Source organism: Phenylobacterium sp. (assembly GCF_030693405.1).
In the GTDB taxonomy this organism is placed as follows: Bacteria; Pseudomonadota; Alphaproteobacteria; order Caulobacterales; family Caulobacteraceae; genus Phenylobacterium.
This window is the reverse complement of record NZ_JAUYAW010000024.1, coordinates 1-19,316: the sequence shown is the minus strand read 5'-3', so window position 1 is coordinate 19,316 and position 19,316 is coordinate 1. Positions and strand designations below refer to the sequence as shown.

The following is a 19,316-nucleotide window of genomic DNA, read 5'->3' as shown; positions in this document are numbered from 1 at the left end:
AGAGAGATGAAGATCGCCATCATCGGCGCCGGCATGGCTGGCCTCTCCTGCGCAGAGGCGCTTAGCGACGCCGGCCACGCGGTCCAGGTGCTGGACAAGGGCCGGGGGCCGGGCGGTCGCATGTCCACTCGCAGGATCGAGACGCCTCAGGGGCAGGTGAGCTTCGACCACGGGGCGCAGTTCTTCACCGTCCGCGACCCAGAATTCGCCGCCCGCGCGGCCGCCTGGCAGGCGGACGGCGTCGCCGCCCCCTGGCCCGCCGCAGGCCCTGAGGCCCTGGTCGGCGTTCCCGGCATGAACGCCCCCATCCGTGCGATGGCAGAGACCCTGGACGTGACCTGGCAGGCCCGCGTGGAAGAGGTCGTACGGGACGGCGAGGCCTGGCGCCTGAGCGGGGAGGGGTTCGCCCCCTTCAGCGCAGAGTCCGTGGTGGTCGCCACCCCCAGCGAACAGGCCGCCGTCCTGCTGGCCACTGTCGCCCCCGACATGGCCGCCCAGGCCGGCGCCATCGTCTCCGAACCCTGTTGGACGATGATGGCGGCCTTCGCAGGTCCGCTCAGCCTCACCGCCGATGTGGTGCGTCAGGACGGCCCCCTCGCCTGGGCCGCCCGCAACAGCGCCAAGCCTGGCCGCACGGGGCCGGAGGCCTGGGTGGTCCAGGCCTCTCCCGACTGGTCGCGGACGCATCTGGAGGCGGGGGTTGATCAGGTGGCCGACGCCCTGCTGGCGGCCCTCGCCGAGGCGAACGGCCAGCCCCTGCCCGAGGTCCTGTCCCTCCAGGCCCACCGCTGGCGCTACGCCCGCACCACGGCGCAGGGCGGCGCGCCCCTGTGGTCGGGGCAGATGCGGATCGGCGCCTGCGGCGACTGGCTGGCCGGCGCCCGGGTAGAGGCCGCCTGGCGGTCTGGCCACGACCTGGCCGCCGCCATCCCGGCCGCATCCTGAAGCGACGCGGCCAGGGCTTCTAGAGGCTTACGGGCGGTAGAGCGCGCAGAGCTTGTTGCCGTCGGGGTCGCGCACATAGGAAAGGTGCAGGGAGCCCATGTCGCCCTCGCGCAGGCCCGGCGGGTCCTCGATGGAGACCCCGCCGTGGGCCACGGCCACGTCGTGGAAGGTCTTCACCTGTTCAGGGCTGTCGCACTTGAAGCCGATGGTGCCGCCATTGCCGAAGGTGGCCGGCTCGCCATTGATCGGCTCGCTGACGCAGAAGACCGAGCCGTTGTGGATGTAGAACAGCCGCTTGTGCCCGGTGGGCGCCGCATTGGCCATCGGCTGCCCGGCCCCCAGCGTTGCCAGCACGGCGTCGTAAAAGGCCTTGGACCGCTCGATATCGTTGGTCCCGACCATGATGTGATTGAACATGTGTTTCCCCGTTCTCACGCCCGCAGATGATGCCGCGGTTCGGCCGCGAAGTTAGGGGCAGGGCGGGGGAGGCGTCTAGCGGGGCGTGGGGTGAAGGTAGCGGTCGGCTTTCCGCTTAAAGCGCATCTCCCGGCGATCCGCTTTGAGGCCCAGCTTCGTGGCAGGCTAGGCATTTCGCCCGCCGCTTGCGAGGTATGCCGCGAATGTCCAGATGTAGGCTCGACTTCACCCATGAGGGAGGTGCCCCTTGGCCAGCTGCATGACCCTCTACACGGGCCGACCCGTTAATGCGCAGTTAGGCGAACTCCCCAACTATCGTTGCGAGAGGCGAGCATGGCAGAGACGTCAATCGAATGGACGGATGCGACCTGGAACCCGGTTGCCGGTTGCACCGTCCTGACAGCAGGTTGCACGAACTGTTATGCAATGCGCATGGCAGCCCGGCTTGAGGCGATGGGCGTTCCCAAGTACCGGGGGCTTACCAGAAGGAGCGGCGAGCGCCACGTTTGGACCGGTGCGGTCTCGCTCGATGACGCTGCCCTGGAAACGCCGAAAGCTTGGCGCAAACCTCGGCTGATCTTCGTCAACTCTATGTCGGACTTGTTTCAGGAAGCCGTGCCGGTCGAGTTCATACGGCGTGTTTGGGATACCATGTCCGCGACGCCGCAACACACATACCAAATCTTGACGAAGCGCCCTGACCGGATGGCAAGGGTCGCACCTGATCTGCAACTCCTATCGAACGTCTGGCTCGGCACAAGTGTCGAAAACGCGGCCGTGCTGGATCGGCTTGATCATCTGCGAGCCACGCCAGCGGCCGTTAGGTTCGTGTCGTTCGAGCCTCTAATCGGTTCAGTGGCAGGCGGTGACTTGCGGGACATCCACTGGAGCATCGTTGGCGGGGAAAGCGGGCCTCGTGCCCGGCCAATGCTCGAGGAGTGGGTCGACGAAATCCATGAGATGGCCGAGGACGCCGGCGCCAAGTTCTTCTTCAAGCAATGGGGCGGCCGGAACAAGAAGGCTACTGGACGTGCCTACCGCGGTCGACATTGGGATGACCTGCCGACAGCGACCGCCTAGCGCCTTCTCCGGGCCTGAGTCAGAATATGTTGGGCGATGGGTATTGCCACTCTGGCCGCCGCAGGGCTCGGATTCGACATCGCGAAAAAGAGCGAGAACATAGGGGCATTGCGGTCATTCTTCAGGCGTAGCGGCTCTAGGACCGTTGGGAAAAGGCTCCTGAGGCGCTGTAAGACGAAATCTTCCATAAGGTCTAGACTAGCCGTACGCCGCGTCTCTTCTGAATCTAGCATCGAGAGGAGGTCCCGCTGTCTATCTTCCTCGTACCAAGCTTTTTCCCAAGCTGGCGTGCCCAGCATACGTGAGAGGGCGGCCCGCTTCTTTTCGTCAAGAGCAGACCCCCTGTGCGTAGCTTGCCTGTAGAGGCCGGACAGTGAGACGAGATACCAGAGGTCTATAGCCTCGGTTCGGCGGATTGCTTCGAGCGTCTGCCACTCGACATTCATCCCGTACGGGTCGAGAAACATCACCGCACGCGCCTTCTTCCAGTTCACGGTCTGGATGTGGTCCTGGATAGCTCTGTTGGCGTCGCCGCGTAATACGAATGTCTTCCTCGACGCGTATGAAGGCTCAGAGCAGAGTGCTTCAAGGGCAAGCGCATGGCGCTTCTTCTGCTCCATAAAGATGCAGCGGTGAAACTGTGGGATCGTGTCTAGCGCGATCCGTGCCGATCCCCGTCGTCGCTCAATCCGCTCCTCGACTCGCTCATTGAGGAGGTCCTCTGCCGATCCTGAGAGCCGAACCGTTCGCTCACCTGTCCCAGCAAAGGCATCAAAATACCAGCGCTCGAAGAAGGGCTGTCTTGAGAGTGCGGTATTATAGCGCTGCAGGTACTCCGCTATAATGGACAGCTTGAGGTCGGTCAGCCCGCTGCCGAACTCATGGTCGCCGATACTTGCCACGTGGTGCCCCCGAACACGGTCGTCAGATGAGCAGAGAAACCTGATTTGCTAGGGTGGAAAACCGCTCTTTCTTGAGTGCATAATCTCGGTGACGCCTCTTTCCAGCGCGCGAATATCGAAATCACTTCGACCTTGAAGCTCTTTCGAATGCGGTGACGTTAAACAGCAGAGCAGCCCGACGCCCGATTCGAGCCCTTCGAGCGAAGTATTGTCGTCGCACGGTGGACCTAGGTGCCCGTCCCCCTCACCCCATCGGGTACAGGATCTCCTTCGACACCTTGTCGATGGCCTTCATCACCTCGTCGCTCAGGGTCAGGTCCATGGCGGCCAGGATGTCGGGGAGCTGGTCTTCGTGGGTGGCGCCGACGATGGTGGAGGCGACGAAGTCGTGCTGCTTGCTCCAGGCCGTCGCCAGCGTGACCAGCGAGACGCCGGCCTCAGCCGCGATGGCGGCGAAGCGGTCGGTGGCCTCCAGGGACTTGTCGTTGACGAAGCGCTTGGCCATGGCCGCCTGGCGCCCGCCCAGGTTCAGATAGTTGGAGAAGCGCGCGCCCTGCGGCCGCGCGCCGTCCTTGTACTTGCCTGACAGCACCCCGCCGGCCAGCGGCGAATAGGGGATCAGGCTGACGCCCTCCTGCCGGCAGGCCTGGGCCAGCTCGTCCTCGAAGCGGCGGTTGTTCAGGCTGAAATTGTTCTGGATGGTCTCATAGCGCACCGTGCCCTCGCGCTCGGCCACGGCCACCGACTTGGTCAGGCCCCAGCTGGTTTCGTTGGAGCAGCCGATGATGCGCACCTTGCCGGCCTGGACCAGGTCATCGAGGGTGCGAAGCGTTTCCTCATAGCCGGTCCCGTGGTCGGGCCAGTGGGTCTGGTAGAGGTCCACATAGTCCACATCCATCCGGGTCAGGCTGCCCTCGATGGCGCGGGTGATGTTGTGGCGATCGAGCGCCGTCATGCCGGCCCGCATGGAGCCCTTGATCCAGCCGTGGCTCGGCCCGCAGACCTTGGTGGCGATGATGACGGCGTCGCGGTTCTTGGTCTTCAGCCAGCGTCCGAAGATCTCTTCGGTGCGGCCGGCCCATTCGGGGCTGGGGGGCACGGGATAGTTCTCGGCCGTGTCATAGAAGTTGATCCCGGCCTCGAAGGACTTGTCCAGGATGCGGTGGGCCATGGCCTCGTCGGCCTGGCCGCCGAAGGTCATGGTGCCCATGCAGATGTCGGAGACCACGATGGCGCTGCGGCCCAGTCGCTTATTGCCCATGGCTGTTCTTCCCCAATGTCCTGATCGGATTTCTGATTGACGTCTGGGATAGCATCGCTTTGCGACCTCCCGCCAGCCGTCGGGAAGGCTGCCGCAACGTCATGCGCGCAGGTCCCTGGCGGCGGCCGCGCAATGGGCTAGCTTGGCCGCAAAACAACAACGGGAAACGCTCCATGACTCGCCCCCTGATCCGCAAAGCCGCCCTCGCCGGCGCCGTGGCCGCCGCAGGCCTCATCGCCACACCCGCCCTGGCCCAGGTGCCGCTGGACCCGGCCACGCCCAACTTCCTCATGTGGTCGCCGGAGCTGCAGAGCCGCGGCTACCGGACCATTGAGGACGTCTTCCAGGTCAACACCATCGAGCGGGGCGAGCGCGTCCGGCCGCTCTCGATGGCTGATCGCCAGATCGATCCCACCTTCGAGCATGAGGGCAAGAGCTGGACGGTGGACTCCTATATGGCGGCCTTCAACGTCTCCGGCGTCCTGGTGCTGAAGGACGGTCAGATCCTGCTGGAGCGCTATGGCCTGGGCCGCCAGCCGGCCGACCGCTGGACCTCGTTCTCGGTGGCCAAGTCCCTGACCTCGACCCTGGTGGGCGCGGCCATCCAGGACGGCAAGATCGCGGGCCTGAACGCCCCCGTCACCGACTACATCCCCGAGCTGAAGGGCTCCGGCTATGACGGGGTCACCGTGCGCCAGCTCCTGATGATGAGCTCGGGCGTGAAGTGGAACGAGGACTATACCGATCCCAAGTCCGACGTCGCCAACGCAGGCGCCACGCCCGCCGAGCCCGGCATGAACGCCATGGTCAGCTATATGCGCAAGCTGCCGCGGGAAAATACGCCGGGCGCGGTGTTCAACTACAACACCGGCGAGACCGACCTGGCTGGCGTGCTGGTGGCCAACGCCACCGGAAAGAGCCTGTCGGCCTACGCCTCGGAGAAGATCTGGAAGCCCTATGGCATGGAGCGCGACGCCATCTGGATGCTCGATCCCTCGGGCCTGGAGCGCGGCGGCTGCTGCATCTCCATGACGCTCCGCGACTACGGCCGGGTGGGGCAGTTCATGCTCGAGGGCGGCGTGGCGGGCGGCACAGCGGTGGTTCCCGAGGGCTGGGTGGCGCAGGCCACCAGCGCCCAGATCGACAATGGCGACGCCGGCTACGGCTATTTCTGGTGGATGAACCGGGACGGCGCCTATCAGGCCTCGGGCATCTTCGGCCAGTCGATCACCACCTATCGCGACGACGGCCTGGTCATCGTCATCAATTCCGCCTGGCCCCGGGCCACGGGCCGCGACCTCTCGCTCGCCCGCTCGGCCTTCCTGACGGCGGTGCGCGAAGCGGCGACCGCGCCCTAAGGGCAGCCGCTCACCCAAGGCTCAGGCCCGGCGGCGATCGCCCATGGCCTGGGCCAGCCGCGCCTGCTGGCCCCGGGCCCCGCTGATCGCGGTCTCGGGGCCGCCGGTGCGGAACTGGGCCATCAGCTTGGCCAGATCGGCGGCCTCGCGGGCTAGGGCGTGGCTGGCGGCGGTGGACTGTTCGACCATGGCCGCATTCTGCTGGGTCACCTGGTCCATCTGGTTGACGGCGGCATTCACCTCGTGGAGGCCGGTGGCCTGTTCCTTTGAAGAGGCGGCGATCTCATCGACGATCTGGGTGATCTCGCCCACCTGGGCGACAATCCGCTGCAGGGCTTCGCCCGTGCGGCCCACCAGCTCCACCCCGCCGGCCACCTGTTCGGTCGAGGCGCTGATCAGGGACTTGATCTCCTTGGCGGCCTCGGCTGAGCGCTGGGCCAGAGCCCGGACCTCGGAGGCGACCACCGCAAAACCTCGGCCGGCATCCCCGGCGCGCGCGGCTTCGACGCCGGCGTTGAGGGCCAGCAGATTGGTCTGGAAGGCGATCTCATCTATGACCCCGATGATCTGGCCGATCTGGCTGGACGACCGCTCGATCTCGCTCATGGCGCCCACGGCGTCGCCCACGATCAGGCCGCTTTCGCGAGCGTCGGCGCGGGCCTGACTGACCACGGTGCTGGCGTGCTGCGCCCCCGCGGCGGTCTTGCGCACCGTCGCGGTGATTTCGTCCAGGGCCGCGGCGGTCTCCTCCAGGCTGGCGGCCTGCTGCTCGGTGCGCCGGGACAGATCGTCCGCCGCCTGGCTGATCTCCTGGGCGCCGGAGGTGATGGCCGAGGTGTTGGCCACGACCCCTTGCATGGCCGACTGCAGCTTGCCCATGGCGGCGTTGAAGTCGACCTTCAGCTTCTCGTATTCCGGGGCGAAGTCGGCCTGGACCCGGGCGGTCAGGTCTCCGTCGGACAGCCGCGACAGGGCGCTCTCCAAGGCCTCGACCACCACAGCCTGTTCGGCGGCGGCCCGCTGCTGACCTTCTTCGTTGCGTCGGCGATCAGCCTCGGCCTGGGCGCGCAGCTGCTCCTGTTCGCGCCGGGCGGTCTGGCCGCCGGCCAGGTCATGGCGGAAGGCGTCGAGGGCGCGGGCGATTTCGCCCACCTCGTCCCTACCGCCGACGCCGTCAATGTCGGCGTCGTACTTGCCCTCTCGCAGCTGGGCCACATTGCGGGTCAGGCGGCCAAGCGGCTGGGCGACGATGCGGTTGGCGGCGAACGACAGGCCGGCCAGGACGAGGGCGGTCAGCACCAGGCCGCCGATCAGCAGCCCCATCACCAGCTGGCGCGCCGGCGCCGACACGGTGGCCTGAGGCACATCGACCATCACCGCCCACCGGGCGTTGGAGGCCGGCAGATCCACCGGCAGGATCAGGCGGTTGGTCTTCACGCCATCCAGATCGAGGCCGGGCAGGAGCGCCTGCTGCCCCTCGGCCAGCACCGACTTCAGCTGCGCCAGATCTTCGCCCTCATAGGGCTTTATCAGCAGATTGACGTCCGGGTGAGCGACCCATGCGCCGGCCGCCGACAGCAGGGTGACCCTGCCGTCGCCGAGGGGCCGCAGCTCGGCCAGCTCGCTGGAGAAGGTGTCCAGCGCGATGTCCAGGCCGGCCACGCCGATGATCTTGCCGTCCGAGAACACAGGAGCGGTGATCGACGTCATCAGCACGTCCTTGCCGTTCACCGGATAGATGTAAGGCTCGGTGATCGCGGGTTTTCCAGAGTCCGCCGACAGACGGAAGAAGGGCTCGCCAAACACCAGCTCATCAGCGGGCGGCTCCAGCACCAGATTTCCCTCGACCCGGGCCCAGTAGGGTTCCAGCCGCCCCTGGGCGTTGGATCCCGTTTCGGTCAGGCCGGCGAACTCCGCGTCCCGCCCGTCCCAGGCGTCCGGCGCGGCGAAGAACCAGCTGCCCATCACCAGCGGTGAAGCCGCCGCGTTCTCGCGGGCGATCTGGGTGACCACGGCGCGGTCGCGGACGCCGCGCTCATGCAGCACGCCAATGGCGCTGGCCATGGCCGAGGCTGTGGATTGAAGGGTGTCCAGATCAGCCGCCACGCTCTCGGCGGCGCCTTTGCCGACCGCCTGCGCATAGTCGGACGACAGGCTGGATGTGGTCGCGTGGACCCGCTGCGACAGGATGACGGCCCCGATCAGCAGCAAGAGACCGATGGTCAGACCGGCCGCGAGCATGAGCTTGGCGGAGATTTTGTTCAGCTTCATCAGTCTCACGGGAAGGTCCTGTGCGGTGGGCGGCAGGTCTTGCGTCACCCTTGCGTGGTAAAGATCGCGTCAACGCAACCGTGACAGGGCCGTCATGGCCCTTCCAGCCGGTTTGCCATCGCCGCCGACGCAGTGAATTCAGCCGACCTTTGAAGGGCGTGGCCGCTCAACCGTTTCGCCTGCGGCGCAATGCCGCGCCGCCCCCGCGCGCCGCCCTCGACTGGAATATCAAGAGAATGCGAATTGCTTGCAATTCCGGGGGTCTGGCGCTAGGGCGAGTGCGAAGCATTCTTATTCGCCCTGGGGGATCCATGTCCGCACACCGTCTCACCGCCCTGTTCTGCGGCGCCGCCGTCTGCGCCCTGACGCTGGCCTCTGCGCAGGCGGAGGTGATGGACGATGCCGGCGCGCCGCTGCTGGACGCGGTGCTGGTCACCGGCTCGACCACCGATGTGCGGGAGATCGGCGGGTCTGTGCAGGTGATCGACGCCGAGACCCTGTCGACCTTCGCCTATAGCGACGTGAACCGCATCCTGCGCCAGGCGCCCGGCGTCTATCTGCAGGAAGAGGAGGGCTTTGGCCTACGGCCCAATATCGGCATCCGCGGCTCGGGCTCGGACCGCAACAGTCGCATCGCGGTGATGGAGGACGGGGTGCTGATCGCCCCGGCCCCCTATGCGGCGCCGGCGGCCTATTACTTCCCGCGCATGACCCGCATCCACGCCGTGGAGGTCAGCAAGGGGCCGGCCGCCATCAAGTACGGTCCGCTGACCGTGGGCGGGGCGCTGAACCTGTTCTCGACCCCGATCCCGGACGTGGCCAATGGCGAGGTCTCCGGTCGCCTCGACCTGCTGGCTGGCGAGTACGGCGGCCGCCGCGCCCTGGGCTCCGTGGGCGGCTGGGCCGCCCTGGGCGGCGGTTGGGAGATCGGCGGTTTGGTGGAGGGCCTGTACGAGGCCTCCGACGGCTTCAAGGTCATCGACGCCGGCGGCGTCACCGGCTTTGAGATCTCCGACGGTCTGGTGAAGGTGGGCCTGCGCTCTGCCGACCGCCGCCACCAGTGGGAGGCCAAGTACCAGCGCTATGACGAAACCAGCGACGAGACCTATCTCGGCCTGACGCTCAGCGACTTCACCGCCAGTCCCTATCGCCGCTACAACGGTAGCGGCGCCGATGTGATGAACGTCGACCATGAGACGTTCCAGCTGACCCACCGCTTCCAGATCTCGCCCAATGTCAGCCTGACGACGCTCGCCTACCACCACGAGACCGCGCGGGCCTGGTACAAGCTCAATGACGTGCGCAACAACGCCAACACCGGCTGGGTCGGCATCAGCTCGGTGGTGGCCAATCCGGGCGCCAACGCCCTGCAGATGGCCGACCTGATCGGCGCGCCGGGCTTCACCGGGCGCGCGGGCGCCCTGCGGGTGCGCAACAACAACCGGCTCTATTCTGCCAGCGGCGTTCAGAGCGTCGTGGCGGTGGATGTCCAGACCGGCGCCATCGACCATGGGATCGAGTTCTCCGTCCGCCATCACCGGGACGAGGAAGACCGCTTCCAGCAGGACGACCGCTACACCATGGTCAACGGCCGTATGGTGCTGGCCTCGGCCGGCGCGCCCGGCAGCCAGGAGAACCGTCTGGGCGAGGCCAAGGCCTGGTCCTTCTTCCTGCGCGACGAGATGGCGTTCGGCGCCTTCACCCTGACCCCTGGCCTGCGCTACGAAACCATCCGCCTTAAGCGCACCGACTGGACCCTGGGCGATTTGTCCCGGGCCACCCCCACCCGCGTCATCCACTCCAAGGCCGACGTTCTCATCCCCGGCGTCTCTGCCACCTGGCGGTTGAGCCCGGAGGTGCTGCTGCTGGCCGGCGCCCATCGCGGCTTCGCCAATCCGGGTCCTGGCTCCACCGCCGACGCCGAGACCAGCTGGTCCTATGAGGCCGGCGCCCGCTGGAGCCGCGGCGGCTGGCAGGCCGAGGCCATCGCCTTCCTCAACGACTATGACAATCTGGTGGGCACCTGCACCGCCTCCACCGGGGGCGGCTGCAATATCGGCGACCAGTTCGATGGCGGCGCCGTCGAGGTGCGCGGCCTGGAGGTCACCGCCTCGCACACCTTCGCCGACCTGGCGACCCGGGGCTTCGCCGTGCCGGTTTCGCTGGCCTACACGCTGACGGATGCGGAATTCAAATCGGCCTTCGCCAGCGCCTATGGCCCCTGGGGGACGGTCGCCGCCGGGGACGAGCTGCCCTATCTGCCGGAGCACCAGCTGAACCTCACCGTGGGTCTGGAGCTGGCGAAGCTGAAGCTCACCAGCGGCTTCAACTGGGTGTCCGAGGCCCGGGAGACGGCGGGCTCTGGCCCCATCGCGGCTGGCGACAAGATCGACGAGCGCCTGATCATCGATCTGGCCGCGGAATACGCCCTCACCGCGAACTTCGCCCTGTTCGCCACCGTCCAGAACCTGGCCGATGAGACCTACAACGTCTCGTTCTCGCCGGCCGGGGCGCGGCCGGGCGCGCCGCGTCTTGTCATGGCCGGCGTCCGCGCCAGCTTCTAAGGCTGGTCGCGGGCTCTAAAGCCTCAGAGCGCGTCGACCAGGGCTGAGACGGCGGTCTCCAGGGCCTCCACCGTGCGGCGGGGCGACAGGCCCTGGTCCCGCCGCAACCGGTTCCAGGCGTCGAAGCTGAGCAGCATGTCGAGGGCTTCGAACCGCACCTTGTCGCGAAGCAGCTCCGGGGGCGACTCCCGGCGCAGGATCTCCCGACCCAGAGCCACGAACCGGGCATAGTCGGCGGCCAGGACCTGGGAGCGCTGCCGGTGGATGTCGCCCGCCCGCCGAAACGGGGCGATCCGCTCATAGACGGTCGACCGGCGCTGGACGAGTTCAACCATCCGGCCGCGCCAGTCGGCGCTCTTGAAGGGCTGGCTGATGATGCCCTGCAGCTCGGCCTCGATCACCGCGGACATCTCGCGATAGAGGCTGTCCATGTCGTTGAAGTGCCGGAAGACGGTGCGCAGGCCCACCTTGGCCCGGTCAGCCACCAGCTCGGCGGCCGGCGAGGTTTCGCCCGCATGCACCAGCTCCAGCATGGCCTGAACGATGCGGGCGCGGCTGTCCTGCGAGCGGCGGCGGCGGCCATCCGCTTCGGGGGCGGCGGGCGCAGGGGTCGACACCTCGACCTTGATGGCGCGGGGCGCGTTCACGCTTGGAGGCTCTGCCCAGTCATAAAGGGCTGATTAGAACGCAGCGGAGGCGGGCGCCAGTGCTCAGGCGAAAATCGCCATCAGGCCGGACCGATACAGCAGCGGATCGACGGCGCATCGGGCGTTGGCTTCCAGCTTCGCATAGGAAGCGCGCAGCCATTGCAGACACTTGCCCTGATAGGGGAAGGGCGACTGGGTCCAGGGAAGGCCGTCCACCTCGGTGCGCACCTCGGCCGCGCCGTCCGCCAGGGCCTGGGCATTGGCCAGCATGACCGGGACATAGACCCGACCCATCTCCGCCAGCAGGGCCGCCAGGGTCTCCGGCTGGTCGCCGAGCGGCGTCCAGTCGCTAGCCTGCGGCTCCAGGCCAGACGCATCTTCCAGCAGGCTGACCCAGGCGAACACCCTGGGCGCGATCTTCAGGGTCAGAGCCATGGGCGTGGGGTCGAACTGGGCGAGTTGGGTCAGCTGGCCATAGACGGCGAAGTCGCTGGCCCCTGGCCTGCGCCCCAGCAGGTAAGGCTGATGGGTCAGGTGGGCCTCGAAGGCCTCCAGGAAGCGGCGGTGGCTGGCCTCGATCACCGGCCCGGTGACGGGGTTGGAGCCCACGACATAGAGCCGGTCGATCTGCCGACGGCTGAACATCGCGCCCCTCTGGGCGAGGGTATCGTCTGGGATCGACAGTCCCGACCAGGCCGGCAGGATGCGGGCGGCCCGGTCGATGTCGTCCGCATAGGCCCAGCGGTAATGGAACATGGCCTTGGTCAGCCATTCGTCCGCATAGTCCTCGATCAGCTCGTCGAGGAAGGCCAGCGCCGGATCGTCGGGGATGACCGAGCGTCCCTCCGCCTCGCGCTCAAGGCGGCGGATCAGCGGGGTGGAATCCACCACGGCCTGCAAGGCGCCAGCCTCGTCGGGCAGGTAGAAGGTCGGCAGCAGCCGGACCTTGGGCTGGGGCAGGTCGGCGACTGCGGCGCTGTTGGCCATCAGATAGCGGTAGGGAATGCGCCGATATCGCAACAGGGCCAGCATCTTGCGGGTATAGGGCGATCCCGGCGAGCCGGAGAAGGCGATGGGCTGGCGGTCGGGCATCGGTCAGCTCCGCTTGATCTCAGCACGAACTATGCCAATAGTTGCGAAGAGCGCAAGGCTCGAGGGAGGCGCAGGTGAGGCGGGGCGGCCAGCGAACGGGACGGGGCATGCGACCTCCCCTGGCCCTTGGCCTCGGCCTGACGGTCCTCAGCGCCCTGGGCGGTTGCGAGCAGGGCGTGGAAGCGCAGAAGGCCTGTCTGGCCGACCTGACCCTCCCTGATCCGGCTGAGCCCACCGCCGGCATGGTCCGGCTGACCGGTGGGGTCTTCGCCATGGGGGCTTCGGCCGAACATCCCGAAGAAGGTCCGCCGCGCCAGGTGCGGGTGGGGGACTTCTGGATCGACCAGACCGAGGTCACCAATGCGGCCTTCGCCCGCTTCGTCGACGCCACCGGCTATGTGACCCAGGCCGAGCGCCCCCTGCCGGAGGCGGCCTATCCGGGGCTCTCGACTGAAGAGCGGCGGCCAGCTTCCCTCGTCTTTGTCGGCGCTGGCGCCGCGGGCGGAAACCCGGCGGCCTGGTGGCGGATCATTCCCGGGGCCGACTGGCGACATCCCGAGGGTCCCGGCAGCTCGATCGCGGGCAAGGAGTCCTGGCCGGTGGTGCATATTGGCTGGGAGGACGCCCAGGCCTATGCCCAGTGGCTCGGCCGCGACCTGCCCACCGAAGCGGAGTGGGAGTACGCCGCCCGGGGCGGGCTCGACAGCGCGCGCTACGCCTGGGGCGATGATCCGGCGCCGAAGACCCAGCCGCTCGCCAACACCTGGCAGGGGGTCTTCCCGGTCGCCGACAGTGGCGAGGACGGACACAAGGCCCAGCCTGCGCCGGTGGGGTGCTTCCCGGCCAATGGCCATGGCCTCTACGACATCACCGGCAATGTCTGGGAATGGACGTCGGACTGGTACCGGCCGGGCCTGGTTCCGGCCTCGGTGCTGGAGCAGGGCGGCCCGTCCCGGGCCATGTCCCGGGACCCGGACGAACCGGGCCAGCCCAAGCATGTGATCAAGGGCGGCTCTTTCCTGTGCGCCGACAACTTCTGCTTTCGCTATCGCCCCGCAGCCCGGGCGCCCGGGCCCCATGACAGCGGCGCCTCCCATGTGGGGTTCCGAACGGTCCTGAGGATCCCGGCCGCGCCCGAGGCCAGCTGATCCCCAGCTCAATATCCACACTCGGAGCCTCGCCATGCGCTGGCCTACCAAGCTCGCCCTGATCCTTCTGGCTCTTGTCCTGATCGCCGGGGGAGGGCTTTGGCTCGCCCGCGGCCCCCTCGCGCTCGCCCTGATGGACCGGGTGATGGCGCGCAACATGGCGGCTGATCCCCTGGCCGATCTGCCGGACGGACTGCATGTGGCCCTGTGCGGCGCCGGCTCGCCCATGCCCGATGTCAGCCGCGGCGGTCCCTGCACGGCGGTGGTGGCTGGCCAGCGCCTGTTCATCGTCGACACAGGATCCGGCGCCAGCCGCAACCTGACCCTGATGAGCCTACCCCCGGCCCGGGTGGAGGCCATCCTGCTCAGCCACTTCCATTCCGACCACATGGACGGACTGGGAGAGCTCCTGATGCAACGCTGGGCGTCCAGTTCGGCGGCGGCCCCGACCCCTGTCTATGGCCCGCCGGGCGTCGAGACCGTGCTGGCCGGCTTCGCCCAGGCCTACAGCCTCGACCGAGGCTACCGGATCGCTCACCACGGGCCGGACGTCACCCCGCCGGCCGGCTATGGCGCGACGCCGCGCCCCTTCGCCATCCCCGAGGGCGAGACGAGTCTTGTGATCCTCGACGAGCAAGACCTGAAGATCACTGCCTTCCGGGTCGATCACGATCCCATCGAGCCGGCGGTCGGCTACCGGTTCGACTACAAGGGGCGCAGCGCCGTGATCAGCGGCGACACCACGCCCTCGCCGGTGGTGGAGGCCCAGGCCAGGGGCGCTGACCTGCTGGTGCACGAGGCCCTGTCCATCGATCTGGTGAACCGCCAGCGCGCAGCGGCCGAGGCGGCGGGGCGCGCCAACCTCGCCCGGATCTTCGAGGACATCACCGACTACCACACCACGCCGGAACAGGCCGCGCAGCTGGCTGAGCGGGCCGGCGTCAAGTTTCTGCTGCTCAATCACATCGTGCCGCCCCTGCCGATCCGCGCCCTGGAAGGCCCCTTCCTGGGCGAGGCCCGCGGCCAGTTTTCCGGTCCATTGAAGGTCGGCCGGGACGGAGACCTGATCTCCCTGCCGGCGGGAAGCGACGAGGTCCGCCTGGGGCGGCGCATGAACGCCCAGCGCTGAGTCGCGCCAGTGGCTTGGCGGTTGCCAAGGCGAAGCTTGCGAATATAATGACATTATGCGTGTCATAAAAGGCGCGCGATTGGGGGCTTGATGGCGATCCTTTTGCTGCCCTGGGGCCTCGCCTTCCTGGCCTACGCCCTGTTCCTGGCCTGGTACGTCAACTGGCGCGGACCCCTGTCCAAGGCCGAGGTTCAGTCAGTCCTGGCCGATCTGGTCGCCACAGGTCTGGAGATGGATGGGCGCAATGATCTGGCGACCCTGCAGGCCTTCCTTGAGGCCGACGACGGCCGTGAGTTCTTCATGCTCAACCTGGTGCGGATCGCGCCAGGCGACATTCCAGATCCGGTTACCGGCCAGGCCAAGCCGGCTCGCCAGGTCATGGAGGGCTATACCCGCATGTTCCTGCCGGCCCTGTTCGCAAGGGGCGGTCATCCGGCCATCGCGGCGCGCAAGGTCGGCGGCTATTTCGACGCCTGGGGGGTGGAGGCCGACCCCGGTTGGTCGATCATCGGCTACATGCGCTACCGAAGCCGCCGCGACCTGGCCGCCCTGGTGGTCGATCCCCGGTTCGCAGGCGCCCATGAGTTCAAGTTCGCGGCCATGCCGCAGACCTATTCCTTCCCGACCAAGCCCCAGATCATGACCCTGGCCGGGCCCAAAGTCTGGCTTGCCCTGGCGTTGGCCCTCGCCGCGGCGCTCGGCCACCTCGCCCTCCTTCACGCCCAACTGAATTCGACCCCGATCCTGGCCGGCTGAGACCGGCTGGCTCCTGGAGACCGCCATGAACGTCCTGCGCACCCCCGACGAGCGCTTCGCCAACCTGCCCAACTTCCCGTGGGCGCCCCACTATCTCACCATCCAGGATGACGATGGGACCGATATCCGCATCCACTATGTGGACGAGGGGCCACGGGACGCCGAGCCCATCCTGCTGATGCACGGCAACCCCACCTGGGCCTATCTCTATCGCAAGATGATCCCCGGCCTGCTGGCCACGGGGCGTCGGGTGATCGCCGTCGACCTGGTGGGATGTGGCCGCTCGGACAAGCCGGCCGCCAAGGACGACTATACGCTCGCCCGTCACTACGACTGGATGGGCAAGTGGCTCACCGCCATGGACCTGCGCCACATCACGCTCTTCTGCCAGGACTGGGGCGGCACGATCGGCCTCTATCTGGTGGCCCAGCACCCCGAGCTGTTCGACCGGGTGGTGGCGGCCAATACCGGCCTGCCCATCGGCGAGGGCGAGAGCGACTTCATGAAGATGTGGGTCGGCATGATGAACGCCGCCACGGCCTTTCCCTGGCCCATGCTCGACCAGGGCATGGAGAACAAGCTCAGCGAGGCCGAGCGGGCGGCCTATCTCGCTCCCTTCCCCTCCTCGGACTATGAGTGGGGCCTGATCTCCTTCCCCCTGCTGATCGCCGTCCAGCCGGACAATCCCGGCGTGCCCCTGAACAAGGCCGCCTGGGAAAAGCTCCAACGCTTTGAAAAGCCGTTCCTGACCCTGTTCGGCGAACTGGATCCGGTGGCCAAGGGCTGGGAGGTCCGCGCCCAGGCGAGCATCCCCGGCGCCCAGGGCCAGAAGCACCAGATCATCCCGGGCGCCGGTCACTTCATCCAGGAGGACGCCGCCGACGCGCTGGTGGCCGCGGTCACCGCCTTCCTGTCGGTCAGCTAGCCATGCGCTGGGCCGGCCTGCTGCCGCCGTCCACCAATGCGGCCTATGGCGGGGCGGCGGTTTCGGCCTGGTTTCTGGGGCTCTCGGCCCTTGGCTCCCTGGTCCCGGGCCTGATCCACTACGGCTTGCCGGACGGCGGGGCCGGGACCATCGCCGGCATCGATCTCTCCACCCGGCGGGAGACCATAGTGGCGGTCTTCGCCTGGTACGGCGCCCTGCAGATCCCCCACGGGCTGGCTCAGCTGGCGGTGGCCCTGCGCTATCGCACCCTGGTCCCACTCTTCCTGCTGCTGGTCATCCTGGAACGGGGACTTGTGGCCCTGGACGCCTGGTTCGGCCGCGGGGCGGGTGATCATCACCCGCCCGAGCACTACACCACGGTTGCCCAGGCGGCCCTGGCCGTGGTTTTCCTGCTGCTCTCCATGCGCCCGCGAAAGGTTGTGACGCCGTGATCACCCAACTCCAGCTGCGCCGCGACGCGCTGACCGAGAGCCGTCTTGTGGAGCTTCCCCAGCCAGAGCTGGCGCAGGGCGAAGTGCTGCTGGCCATCGACCGGTTCGCCCTGACCGCCAACAATGTCAGCTACGCCCTGTCGGGCGCCAGCATCGGCTATTGGGGCTACTTCCCGGCGCCCGAGCCCTGGGGCCTGGTCCCGGTCTGGGGGTTTGCTGATGTGGTGGCCTCGCGCCATACCGATCTGCCCGTGGGCGAGCGGATCTATGGCTTCTTCCCCACTGCCTCTCACGTCGTCCTGGCGCCCGATGCGGTGGGTCCGCGGGGTTTTGTGGACTCAGCGCCCCACCGCGCGGAGCTGCCGGCCTTCTACAACCACTATCAGCGGACCACTGGCGAGCCTGAGGCCATGAAGGCGCTTGAGGACCAGCGGTGCCTGTTGCTGCCCCTGCTGGGCACCGGCTACCTGCTCTATGACTATCTGGTCGACAACGGCTTCTTCGGCGCCGAACAGGTGCTGGTCGGCAGCGCCTCGTCCAAGACGGCCATCGGCCTGCTCAACATGCTGGCCCGCCATCCGGCGCCACGGCCCCAGGTGATCGGCCTGACGTCGCCCGGCAATATGGCGTTTGTCGAGGGCCTGGGACTCTGCGATCAGGTCATCGCCTACGGGGATATCGACAGCCTGGACGGCGCAGTCCCCTCGGCCTTCGTCGACATGGCTGGGGACGGGGCGGTCATCGGCGCCGTCCACCGCCGCTTCGGGCCGCAGTTGAAGCTCAGCTGCGCGGTGGGCGCCACCCATTGGGACCAGCCCCGCTCCACCGGCAAGGTGGCGGGCGCGCCCTCCCACGATTTCATCTTCATCCCCGCCCATATCGCCAAGCGCGACGGTGATCTCGGCCCGGGCGTCATCCAGCGCCGCACCCAGACCGAAACCCTGCGGATGGTGGAAGAGCTGAAGGGCAGCCTGGCCCTGCGCCATGTGTCCGGTCCTGACGCGGTCCGCACGGCGCTCAGCGACCTCGTCGCGGGCAAAACGCCGCCCACCATCGGCCTGATCGCCAGCCTGGCCTGAGGCAGGTGAGGCGCCGAGGAGGGGGCCTGCGCCTCGCCTCGGCGCTTGCCATCATCCGGGCCAGTAGACGAATTCGTCGGCCTTGGTGGCGGGCTCCTCCAGGGTCTTATCCACCGTCACCGGCACAGAACCGACATTGGGGAACAGGGCCCCGCGACCGGCCGCCTGATGGGCGGCCAGCAGGGCCTTGAGTTCGGCCACCTTCTGGGGATTGGCCTCCGCCAGATTGGTCTGCTCAGTGGGATCGGCCACGAGATTGTAGAGCCAGTCCTTCTTGGGCCGATCGGAGGTCTGCAGCTTCCAGCCCTTGTGCAGGACCGCGCGATAATAGCCGCTCTGCCAGAACAGGGTGTCGTGAGGCGCCTGGGCCGGCCTCGCGCCGCTCAGCCAGGGCAGCAGGTCGATCCCGTCGATGATCCGGTCCTTGGGCGTCGCTGCGGCGGCCGCCGCGGCCAGGGTCGGCATGAGGTCGATATGGTGGACTGGGTCGCTCATCACCGTGCCCGGCGCAATGCGGTCGGGCCAGCTCATGAACATCGGCACCCGCAGGCCGCCCTCGAAGAAGGTCAGCTTCCACCCACGGTAAGGGGCGTTGACTTCAGGCAGGCCGATATAGCCGGCCCCGCCATTGTCGCTGGTGAAGACCACGATGGTGTTGTCGGCCAGGCCCTGGGCCTCGAGGGCCTCCATGATCTTTCCGACGCTGCGATCCAGGGCGAGCATCATGGCGCCATAGACCCGCAGCCGGTGATCCTTGATCTCCGGCAGGGCGTCATAGTCGGCCCGGGTCGCCTGCAGCGGCGTGTGGATGCCCCAATGCGCCAGATAGAGCAGGAAGGGGCGGTTTCGGTTCGCCTCGATCACCTTGACCGACTCTTCGGTGTAGTAGTCGGTCAGATAGCCCCGCGGCGCGAACATTGGCCCGCCGTTGAACTTGGCGGCCGCCTGCATCCGGGCCCACAGGAAGCGGTCGATCGGGTCGAAGTCGACCTTGGCGTTGACCACGTCGGGGTGGTCCTCGGGCAGATAGAGGCCGCTGGCCATCAGCAGGCTTTCGTCAAAGCCCTGGGCGTTGGCGTTGAACTCCTCGGTGTCGCCCAGGTGCCACTTGCCGATATGGACCGTGTGATAGCCGCGGGCCTTCAGCACTTCGGCCAGGGTGATCTCGTTGCCGGGCAGGCCCTGCTCGACCATGGGCGGTGTCCGCTTCGCCGCCTCGGCGTCCCGCAGCATGGGATGGGGGCGTGAGCCGTCGTTGTAGAACATCTCCAGAATGCGGGTCATGCCGTC

General features: G+C 67.6%; 17 protein-coding genes. 10 read left to right on the top strand and 7 right to left on the bottom strand.

All coding sequences use genetic code 11. From position 1 onward, the window contains the following. The first annotated feature begins 6 nt into the window (after positions 1-6). The gene (locus Q8N19_RS04655; protein WP_305588464.1) at positions 7-945 is read left to right on the top strand and encodes an NAD(P)/FAD-dependent oxidoreductase; all 939 of its coding nucleotides are present in this window, start codon (positions 7-9) and stop codon (positions 943-945) included. 27 nt (positions 946-972) lie between these two features. Here Q8N19_RS04655 and Q8N19_RS04650 read toward each other — a convergent pair whose 3' ends face one another. Beyond that, a complete protein-coding gene (locus Q8N19_RS04650) occupies positions 973-1,362 on the bottom strand; it encodes a VOC family protein (protein ID WP_305588463.1) in 390 nt (129 codons plus the stop codon). A gap of 333 nt (positions 1,363-1,695) precedes the next feature. Between Q8N19_RS04650 and Q8N19_RS04645 the strand changes: the two genes are divergently transcribed. Further along, positions 1,696-2,442, top strand: a complete 747-nt coding sequence (locus Q8N19_RS04645) for a DUF5131 family protein (RefSeq protein WP_305588462.1) — start codon at positions 1,696-1,698, stop codon at positions 2,440-2,442. Here the strand turns inward: Q8N19_RS04645 and Q8N19_RS04640 are convergent. Further along, positions 2,439-3,344 carry a three-Cys-motif partner protein TcmP gene (locus tag Q8N19_RS04640; protein WP_305588461.1) on the bottom strand — a complete coding sequence of 302 codons (906 nt, stop codon included), beginning with the start codon at positions 3,342-3,344 and terminating at the stop codon, positions 2,439-2,441. The genes Q8N19_RS04645 and Q8N19_RS04640 overlap by 4 nt on opposite strands. Positions 3,345-3,588: 244 nt before the next feature. Continuing rightward, entirely contained in the window at positions 3,589-4,605 is a 1,017-nt protein-coding gene (locus Q8N19_RS04635) for an aldo/keto reductase (RefSeq protein WP_305588460.1), read from the bottom strand. 173 nt (positions 4,606-4,778) lie between these two features. Here Q8N19_RS04635 and Q8N19_RS04630 point away from each other — a divergent pair, with 173 nt between their 5' ends. Next, a complete protein-coding gene (locus Q8N19_RS04630) occupies positions 4,779-5,963 on the top strand; it encodes a serine hydrolase (RefSeq protein ID WP_305588459.1) in 1,185 nt (394 codons plus the stop codon). A gap of 21 nt (positions 5,964-5,984) precedes the next feature. Here Q8N19_RS04630 and Q8N19_RS04625 read toward each other — a convergent pair whose 3' ends face one another. After that, a complete protein-coding gene (locus Q8N19_RS04625; protein WP_305588458.1) occupies positions 5,985-8,234 on the bottom strand; it encodes a methyl-accepting chemotaxis protein in 2,250 nt (749 codons plus the stop codon). Between the two features lie 311 nt (positions 8,235-8,545). Between Q8N19_RS04625 and Q8N19_RS04620 the strand changes: the two genes are divergently transcribed. Next, positions 8,546-10,798, top strand: coding sequence for a TonB-dependent receptor domain-containing protein (locus Q8N19_RS04620; RefSeq protein ID WP_305588457.1), 2,253 nt, complete (start codon positions 8,546-8,548; stop codon positions 10,796-10,798). Between the two features lie 23 nt (positions 10,799-10,821). Here the strand turns inward: Q8N19_RS04620 and Q8N19_RS04615 are convergent, their stop codons facing one another. Both Q8N19_RS04615 and Q8N19_RS04610 read right to left on the bottom strand, forming a co-directional pair. Further along, positions 10,822-11,445: a TetR/AcrR family transcriptional regulator gene (locus tag Q8N19_RS04615; protein WP_305588456.1), complete on the bottom strand. Its 624-nt coding sequence runs from the start codon at positions 11,443-11,445 to the stop codon at positions 10,822-10,824. A gap of 63 nt (positions 11,446-11,508) precedes the next feature. Continuing rightward, positions 11,509-12,537, bottom strand: a complete 1,029-nt coding sequence (locus tag Q8N19_RS04610) for a glutathione S-transferase family protein (RefSeq protein ID WP_305588455.1) — start codon at positions 12,535-12,537, stop codon at positions 11,509-11,511. A gap of 107 nt (positions 12,538-12,644) precedes the next feature. On the opposite strand from Q8N19_RS04610, the gene Q8N19_RS04605 reads away from it, so the two are divergent. From Q8N19_RS04605 to Q8N19_RS04580, 6 genes are all read left to right on the top strand, one after another. Continuing rightward, positions 12,645-13,685, top strand: a complete 1,041-nt coding sequence (locus Q8N19_RS04605) for a formylglycine-generating enzyme family protein (RefSeq protein ID WP_305588454.1) — start codon at positions 12,645-12,647, stop codon at positions 13,683-13,685. Between the two features lie 34 nt (positions 13,686-13,719). Then, on the top strand, positions 13,720-14,814 hold the full coding sequence (locus tag Q8N19_RS04600) for an MBL fold metallo-hydrolase (RefSeq protein ID WP_305588453.1): 1,095 nt from the start codon (positions 13,720-13,722) through the stop codon (positions 14,812-14,814). 90 nt (positions 14,815-14,904) lie between these two features. Then, entirely contained in the window at positions 14,905-15,570 is a 666-nt protein-coding gene (locus Q8N19_RS04595) for a hypothetical protein (RefSeq protein ID WP_305588452.1), read from the top strand. A 25-nt stretch (positions 15,571-15,595) separates the two neighbouring features. Beyond that, complete coding sequence (locus Q8N19_RS04590) at positions 15,596-16,495, top strand: haloalkane dehalogenase (RefSeq protein ID WP_305588451.1); 900 nt, start codon at positions 15,596-15,598, stop codon at positions 16,493-16,495. Between the two features lie 2 nt (positions 16,496-16,497). Then, the gene (locus Q8N19_RS04585; RefSeq protein ID WP_305588450.1) at positions 16,498-16,947 is read left to right on the top strand and encodes a hypothetical protein; all 450 of its coding nucleotides are present in this window, start codon (positions 16,498-16,500) and stop codon (positions 16,945-16,947) included. Next, positions 16,944-18,026, top strand: coding sequence for a DUF2855 family protein (locus Q8N19_RS04580; protein ID WP_305588449.1), 1,083 nt, complete (start codon positions 16,944-16,946; stop codon positions 18,024-18,026). Before Q8N19_RS04585 ends, Q8N19_RS04580 begins: the two co-directional genes overlap by 4 nt. Positions 18,027-18,077: 51 nt before the next feature. Here the strand turns inward: Q8N19_RS04580 and Q8N19_RS04575 are convergent. After that, positions 18,078-19,316, bottom strand: a 1,239-nt coding sequence (locus Q8N19_RS04575; protein WP_305588448.1) for a sulfatase-like hydrolase/transferase, incomplete at its 5' end; no start/stop codon positions are given.

Coding starts and splice junctions, on each gene's coding strand:
- Q8N19_RS04655 (WP_305588464.1), top strand. CDS start 7: ATGAAGATCGCCATCATCGGCGCCGGCATGGCTGGCCTCTCCTGCGCA.
- Q8N19_RS04620 (WP_305588457.1), top strand. CDS start 8,546: ATGTCCGCACACCGTCTCACCGCCCTGTTCTGCGGCGCCGCCGTCTGC.
- Q8N19_RS04605 (WP_305588454.1), top strand. CDS start 12,645: ATGCGACCTCCCCTGGCCCTTGGCCTCGGCCTGACGGTCCTCAGCGCC.
- Q8N19_RS04625 (WP_305588458.1), bottom strand. CDS start 8,234: ATGAAGCTGAACAAAATCTCCGCCAAGCTCATGCTCGCGGCCGGTCTG.
- Q8N19_RS04610 (WP_305588455.1), bottom strand. CDS start 12,537: ATGCCCGACCGCCAGCCCATCGCCTTCTCCGGCTCGCCGGGATCGCCC.
- Q8N19_RS04635 (WP_305588460.1), bottom strand. CDS start 4,605: ATGGGCAATAAGCGACTGGGCCGCAGCGCCATCGTGGTCTCCGACATC.
- Q8N19_RS04595 (WP_305588452.1), top strand. CDS start 14,905: ATGGCGATCCTTTTGCTGCCCTGGGGCCTCGCCTTCCTGGCCTACGCC.
- Q8N19_RS04585 (WP_305588450.1), top strand. CDS start 16,498: ATGCGCTGGGCCGGCCTGCTGCCGCCGTCCACCAATGCGGCCTATGGC.
- Q8N19_RS04630 (WP_305588459.1), top strand. CDS start 4,779: ATGACTCGCCCCCTGATCCGCAAAGCCGCCCTCGCCGGCGCCGTGGCC.
- Q8N19_RS04650 (WP_305588463.1), bottom strand. CDS start 1,362: ATGTTCAATCACATCATGGTCGGGACCAACGATATCGAGCGGTCCAAG.
- Q8N19_RS04600 (WP_305588453.1), top strand. CDS start 13,720: ATGCGCTGGCCTACCAAGCTCGCCCTGATCCTTCTGGCTCTTGTCCTG.
- Q8N19_RS04590 (WP_305588451.1), top strand. CDS start 15,596: ATGAACGTCCTGCGCACCCCCGACGAGCGCTTCGCCAACCTGCCCAAC.
- Q8N19_RS04645 (WP_305588462.1), top strand. CDS start 1,696: ATGGCAGAGACGTCAATCGAATGGACGGATGCGACCTGGAACCCGGTT.